Annotated in this window: 4 protein-coding genes; 2 read left to right on the forward strand and 2 right to left on the reverse strand. The window is 65.6% G+C overall.

Annotated features, from left to right (window positions below; genetic code table 11):
* Together WA983_RS06550 and WA983_RS06555 are read right to left on the reverse strand one after the other, a co-directional pair.
* On the reverse strand, nt 1–892 hold an 892-nt coding region (locus WA983_RS06550; protein WP_424311764.1), incomplete at its 3' end, for a TPM domain-containing protein.
* Complete coding sequence (locus WA983_RS06555) at nt 889–1,503, reverse strand: LemA family protein (protein WP_424311765.1); 615 nt, start codon at nt 1,501–1,503, stop codon at nt 889–891. The genes WA983_RS06555 and WA983_RS06550, both read right to left, overlap by 4 nt.
* Before the next feature lie 252 nt (nt 1,504–1,755).
* Between WA983_RS06555 and WA983_RS06560 the strand changes: the two genes are divergently transcribed.
* Together WA983_RS06560 and WA983_RS06565 are read left to right on the forward strand one after the other, a co-directional pair.
* On the forward strand, nt 1,756–5,457 hold the full coding sequence (locus WA983_RS06560) for an autotransporter domain-containing protein (RefSeq protein WP_424251112.1): 3,702 nt from the start codon (nt 1,756–1,758) through the stop codon (nt 5,455–5,457).
* A gap of 65 nt (nt 5,458–5,522) precedes the next feature.
* Nucleotides 5,523–6,530 carry a helix-turn-helix transcriptional regulator gene (locus WA983_RS06565; RefSeq protein ID WP_424311766.1) on the forward strand — a complete coding sequence of 336 codons (1,008 nt, stop codon included), beginning with the start codon at nt 5,523–5,525 and terminating at the stop codon, nt 6,528–6,530.
* Nucleotides 6,531–6,765: the final 235 nt, after the last annotated feature.

Here is a 6,765-nt window from a genome sequence, read left to right on the forward strand (position 1 = left end):
CACCTGAGGAGCCGCCGCCGAAGCCGCCCCCGCCGCCGCCGCCGCCAAAGCCTCCGCCGAATCCACCGCCGCCACCGGAACCGCCCCCGCCGCCGCGCGGAAGGCGGTCTGCGATGTGCAGGACACGGCCCAGGATGCCCAGCGCCAGCCCGGCCAGCGCGCCGATCACGGTCCACAGCAGGCTTTCGGTCAGCACGAACACGAAGCCGCCCATCAGCAGGGCGCCGATAGGCGGCGTCATCACCAAGGCGAAGAACGTCAGGGGCAGGAACATCACGCGCTCATCGAGCACGTCGTCATCGTCGGAGGATGCCGGCGGCGGCAGGGGTTCGCCGGCGATCAGATCGGACAGGGCCGCAACGCCGGCTTCGATACCGCCGAAGGTGTCGCCCTCGGCCAGACGTGGCGTGATCCATTCACGGATGATCCGCCCGGCGTCCACGTCCGTCACCGCGCCTTCGAGCCCATAGCCGACCTCGATGCGCAGGCGGCGGTCCTGCACGGCCACCAGCAGCAGGACGCCGTCATCGACGCCTTTGCGCCCCACGGCCCATTGGTCGAACACACGGCGTGCATATTGTTCGATGGATTCACTGCCCGTGGTGGGCATCAGCAGCACGAAGAGTTGCGAACCGTGCGCTTTTTCCAGTGCCTTGACCTGGCTCGTCAGCGACTGGACCTGTTCCGGCGTCAGCGCGCCGGCCCGGTCCATCACCGGTCCGGTCCAGACCGGGACGGCGAGGATGCCGCCCGCGTCCGGCGCGGCGGTTCGCGCGGCTGGGGCGGGCGCGGATTGGGCCGTCGAGACGGCGGGCGCCATGCCCAGGCCCACGCTCAGGCCCAGCGCCAGCAGGCCTTTGGCCAGCAGACAGCGCAGGCTCGGCAGGTTCATTTGCTTTGTCCCTGGGGCAGGTCGAACTTCACTTCGGGGTCGCGCATGACGGCGTCGGCCTTGTCCAGGCCGTACTGGGCCTTGGGCTGGTAGCCGAAGATGCGGGCCGTGATCAGGGTGGGGAACTGGCGGACCGTCAGGTTATAGGTCTGCACCGCGCCGACGTAGCGTTCACGCGCCACCGTGATGCGGTTTTCCGTGCCTTCGAGCTGCGTCATCAGGTCGCGGAACAGGCCGTCGCTTTTCAACTGCGGATAGTTTTCCGAGACCGCCAGCAGGCGGGACAGGCCGGAGGACAGGGCGCCCTGCGCCTGTTCGAAGCGGGCCATCAGGGCCGGATCGTCCAGGTCGTCTGCGCTGACGCGGATCTGTCCGACGCGGGCGCGCGCTTCCGTGACCTGTTGCAGCACGGTGCGTTCATTGACCATGTAGGCGTTGACCGAGGACACCAGCTTGGGCACCAGGTCGGCGCGGCGTTCGTATTGATTCAGGACCTGGGACCAGGCGGCCTTGACCTGCTCGTCCTGGCTCTGGATTTCGTTGTAGCCGCAGCCCGAGAGCAGCAGTGTCAGGGCTGCCAGCGCAGCCAGGTTCAAGTAACGTCGGAACATCCGGACCTCTTGTGTGGCGCCCCGGTGGGGCGGATGCGGCCATTTTACGGTTTAACGGTGCGCGGTGAACTGGATTTGCCTGGGGACGGCCCGGCGACAAAAAAGTGGGACGTATTCACCAGAGCCGGGACGCCCGCGCCAGAGATCGCCTTCGGTGAGCGCGTCTCGCCATGCAAAAATTTTGATGATCCTATTTGCCCGAATTCGCCCCGTGGGGGCGAATCGAGGCCGGTGCATGGCAGAACAATACTTATGAACTGTAGTGAAAAAAAGGTCGTCACCCTGCTGTTGTCGGCGGTGCTGGCAGGTGCCGCTCATGCCGATGTCACGGATCACGGCGATGGCAATTTCACGCTCAGCGGCAGCACCGCGCCCGCCTTCACTTACGGGGCCGACGGCGGCAGCGACAGCACGCCCGCCATCACCGTCGATGGCACGACCCAGCTGACGTATCCGAGTTTCAACAATCCGCTTTTCAGGATTGGCGGGCCGGACAACTACACCGTGAATGTCGCTGCGGGTGCGTCCATACGGAACTCAGCGTCCATTGCCGTTTCTTATCCTATTTTTGTTTCAACCACACCCGGCAGCCTGACCACTTACAACATTGCCGGCGAGCTCGTCAGCGTCACAGATGTCATCAGCGCCTTTGCCGATGGCGCGCCGCGTTGGGACATCAACCTGAGCGGCACGCTCCGCAATACAAGCGTCAACTCGCTGCTGACCGGCCAGGACGGTGCGGACAGGCTGACGCTGCAGTCCACCGGAACGCTGGCCTCGGCGAACGGCTACATCTCGCTGCGTGGCGGCAATGACGCATTCATCGTCAACGGCGGCACTTTCTCTGGTTTGAGCCTCGTGGATTTTGGCGCTGGCGACGACCTGTTGGAGTTCAACGCCACGCCTGCCGGCACGACGCGCATGCTGGGCGGCAGCGGCACGGATACCGTGCGGCTGAGCAACAGCGGCAGTTTCTCCCTCACCGCGCTGGAGTCGGGCTGGGAACGCCTGGTCATGGACGGCACGGACTGGACCCTGAGCGGCAGCACGGCCAACACCTTCAGCGGCGGGGTCGCGCTCAATGCGGGGGCGTTGACGCTGGACATCACGGACGGAAACACGACGAGCATCGCGGGTGAGCTATCAGGTTCGGGCGACTGGACCAAGACCGGCCTTGGCGTACTGGCGCTCACGGGCGATTCCTCCGCCTTCGGCGGCACCACCCGCCTCCAGGCGGGAACACTGGTGCTCGATGGCATCCTGGGCGGCACCATCGAGGCCTCTGGAAGCAGTGTGCTGGAGGCGGCCGTCGCCGACGCCATCGGCGGCTTCAACCAACAGTCGTTCTACGACAACAGCATGCTCAACGCGACGGCTGCCGGCGCGGTCAGCGGAGGTCTGCAGGAATTCTGGGATACGAGCCGGCTGAACGCCGGCGTAACTGACGCCATCGTGGGCGGCATGCAGGTATTCAATGACAACAGCGTGCTCAATGCCTCGGCCGCAAGGGCCATCGCGGACAGCTTGCAGGAGTTCAACGACAACAGCGTCCTGAACGCCACGGCGAACGGTGCGATCGGTGGCGGTTGGCAGGATTTTTATGGCAACAGCACGCTCAACGCGTCTGCGGTAAACGCCATTGCTGGCGGCACGCAGACCTTTGATGGCACAAGCAGGCTCAATGCCGGGGCTGAAAACGCAATATCCGGCGGCATGCAGACATTTTATGAGGCCGGCACGCTGAATGTGCTTGCGACCAATGCGCTGGCAACGACGACCCATATCCGCTTCGTGAAAAACGTGGGTTCGCCCTCCAGCGGAATCGTGAGACTCAACGGCTTCAGCACGACCATCGGCCGCATCAATAGCCAAAATAGCGGAGCAGGTCTCATCACCAACGATGGCGCGACCGACAGCCTTTTGTCGGTGGACACATCGGCCGGCGCTTCGGCATTTTCCGGCGTCATCCGGGACGGCGTTGGCGCCGGTACGCTGGGTCTGACACTCAGCGCAGGTGATCTCACCCTCAGCGGCACGAATGCCTATACCGGCGGAACGACTGTCAACGGCGGGCGGTTGATCGCCGGCTCGGCCGGCGGTTTCGTCGGCCATACGGCTTATGTGGTCAACGGCGGCACGTTGGACCTCTCTGGGCGTCACCTCACGATGTCCTCGTTGTCCGGCACGGGCGGGACGGTGGCGTTGGGTGGGGCCGCTCTGACGGTTGATCAGGCCGGCAGCGGCAGCTTTGGCGGCGCATTGTCCGGCTCGGGTTCCCTGTTCAAATCCGGGGCGGGGGCCTGGATGCTGACGGGGGATTCTTCCGCGTTCACCGGCTCCACGACGGTCAACGGCGGCACCCTGTCCGTCAATGGCGTGCTGGGCGGGTCCATGGCGGCGATGTCCGGCAGCGTGCTGGGCGGCACCGGCACCATCGGCTCGGCCGGTTCGCAGCTGTGGATCGACCCCGGCGCGGTGCATGCCCCCGGCAATTCCATTGGCGTGCAGCATATCGTTGGGGACTACATCAACCACGGGATTTTGCAGATCGAAGCCAACCCCACGGCCGCCGACCAGATCGTCGTGGGCGGCGCGGTCGACATCACCGGCGCCACCCTCGATCTGGTGCTTTCTCCGGCCAGCCCCTCGGGGTGGACCGCCCTGGCCGGCCCCTTCACGATCATCGACAAGCAAAGCGCCGGCGCCGTGACGGGCACGTTCAACCCGATCACTCAAAACCTGCTGTTCCTCGATACGCTGATCAACTATGCAGGCGGCGACGGCAACGATGTCACGCTGCAACTCATGCGCAACAACCTGGACTTCGCTCAGGTCGGGGACACGCGCAACCAGATCGCCGCCGCCCAGGGCATCGAAAGCCTGGGCAGCGCCAGCGCCATCTGGCGCTCGGTCGCGCTGGCCGCCGACCCGGCCGCCACCCGGCAGGCATTCGATCAGTTATCCGGCGAAGTACACGCCTCGGCCCAGACCACGCTGATCGAAGACAGCCGCTTCCTGCGCCAGGCCGTCAATGACCGCCTGCTGGCCGCCTTTGACCGCACGGGCGCAGGCGCCGATCCCGTCGTCACCTATGCCGACGGCCGGCCGACGCCGGTGTCGGCGGACAGCGACCGCCCCGTGTTCTGGGGACGCGGCTTTGGCGCCTGGGACCGCACCGGCAGCGACGGCAACGCCTCATCCCTCAGCCGCAAGACCAACGGCTTTTTCGTCGGCGCCGATGCACCGGTGTCGCGCCACGGTCGCGTGGGCGTCATCGCGGGGATCGGCAGCACGCACTTCAACACGCAGGATCGGCTGTCCTCTGGATCGGATGACAACTACCATCTCGGTCTCTACGGTGGTACACGCTGGGGGGGCCTGGCCCTGCGCGCCGGAGCCGCCTATACCCTGCACGATCTGAGCACCAACCGCTCGATTGCCCTGCCCGGCCTCACGGGCCGCCTGAAGAGCGACTACACCGCCGACACCACGCAGGTCTTCAGCGAACTCGGCTATCAAATACAAGTCGGACGGATCGCGCTGGAGCCCTTCGGTAACCTGGCCCATGTAAACGTCCGGACCGACGGCTTCACGGAGCAAGGCGGCGCAGCCGCATTGACCGGCGACTCGACCCGCACCCAGGCGACGTTCTCGACCGTGGGCCTGCGCGCCTCGACCCGCTTCGACCTGGGCGGAGCCACAGTAACCGCCAAGGGCACGATCGGCTGGCGTCACGCCTTGGGCGACCGCACGCCAGACGCAGCCATGCGCTTTGTGGGCGGCGACGCCTTTACCATCGGCGGCGCGCCGATCGGCCGCGACACGGCGGTGATCGGAGCCGGCCTGGACTATGTCCTGTCACAGAACGCCACCCTGGGCATTGCCTATGACGGCCAGTTCGGCGCGGGTGTCAGCGGCCAATCCATGCGCGCGGATTTCAATGTGAGGTTCTGAACTCGCACTGCGATCCGGGCGATAAAAATCATGGCGGGCGCATGGGCGGCCTGCTACTCTGCAGTATGCCATCCCAATCCCTGCAACTGTGCCTCCCGGAGCGTCTTCATACGCATGACGTGGAGTCGGTGCTGCGCTTCGACGCCTGGCGCGAACGTGCACACCAATGGGTGGAAATGCTGCCCCCGCGACCCGGAGTCGAACTGGAGGCCGAGCTGACGCTGCTGCGCGGCGGCGGCAGTGTGTTCGGCACGATGCGTTCGACAGCTTACGAGATGAAAGCGGCGGCGCGCCGTCTGGTGCATGCGCCGGACATGGTGGTGCTGGTCTTGATACAGGCAGGCGAGTTGCGGCGCGATGCCGCGCCTGGGGAACGTGGGCGGAACGGGCCGGGTTCGCTGGGCCTGTACGACCCCTGGCGCATGGGACGTTATGCGTATAGCGAAGGGGCGCGTGAGGCCTTTCTGGCCTTGCCGCGATCCGCAGTGCGGGCGGCGTTGGGGTGCGACCCCGGCAATCTGGCCATTGCGCCGGCACACTGCGTCCTGGTCCCGGCGCTGGCCGATCAGTTGAGCCACATGGCGCGGATGACGCGCCAGCCGCACCGCATCGATGCCGCCGAATACGCCGGCCTGCTGGAAAGCACGCGGATGCTGGCGCTGCTGACCTTGCGCAATCTGGGCCGCCATGGGATGGGCGTGGGTCTGCCCGACGAACCGGAAGACCTGAACCGGGGCCGCCATGCAGCGGCGGTGCGCTTCATGGCGCGAGAACTCCATCGTCATGATCTGGACGCTGTGGCGATTGCTCAGGGCGTCGGCTGCTCTCGCACCCGTTTGTATGAAGCCTTTGCCGAGCAGGGCACCACGGTGATGGGCACCTTGCGCGACATGCGCTTGCAGCGCGCCCGTGAAATGATCGAGCAAGCCACCCGCCTGAACCTGGGGGCGATTTCCTGGCGCTGCGGCTTTGCGGATCAGTCTGGTTTCAGCAAATCATTCAAGGCCCGGTTCGGGGCGCGGCCTTCGGAATGGCATCGGCAAGCACGCTCGAATCCGGCATGTGCGAAATGAGTGTTGGCCTCTGCCTTCACGCGCTATAATCACAGGCTTCGCTTGGCCAACCAGTCGCCAGGCGACCTCACCAGCCCCTGCGGGCATACGCACCGCTGGCGGCACCTACCCTGACATTCTTCATACGTCGGCCTCGATTGGTATCTCTCAGCTCGAGCGATAGGCGGTCGCTGGAGTCATTTTCTTGGATACTTCGATTACCTTTGCCTCGCTTGGCCTGGCGGAACCCCTGCTG

It is taken from the genome of Castellaniella sp., assembly GCF_049650445.1.
Lineage (GTDB): Bacteria > Pseudomonadota > Gammaproteobacteria > Burkholderiales > Burkholderiaceae_B > Castellaniella.

Coding starts and splice junctions, on each gene's coding strand:
- WA983_RS06555 (WP_424311765.1), bottom strand. CDS start 1,503: ATGTTCCGACGTTACTTGAACCTGGCTGCGCTGGCAGCCCTGACACTG.
- WA983_RS06560 (WP_424251112.1), top strand. CDS start 1,756: ATGAACTGTAGTGAAAAAAAGGTCGTCACCCTGCTGTTGTCGGCGGTG.
- WA983_RS06565 (WP_424311766.1), top strand. CDS start 5,523: ATGCCATCCCAATCCCTGCAACTGTGCCTCCCGGAGCGTCTTCATACG.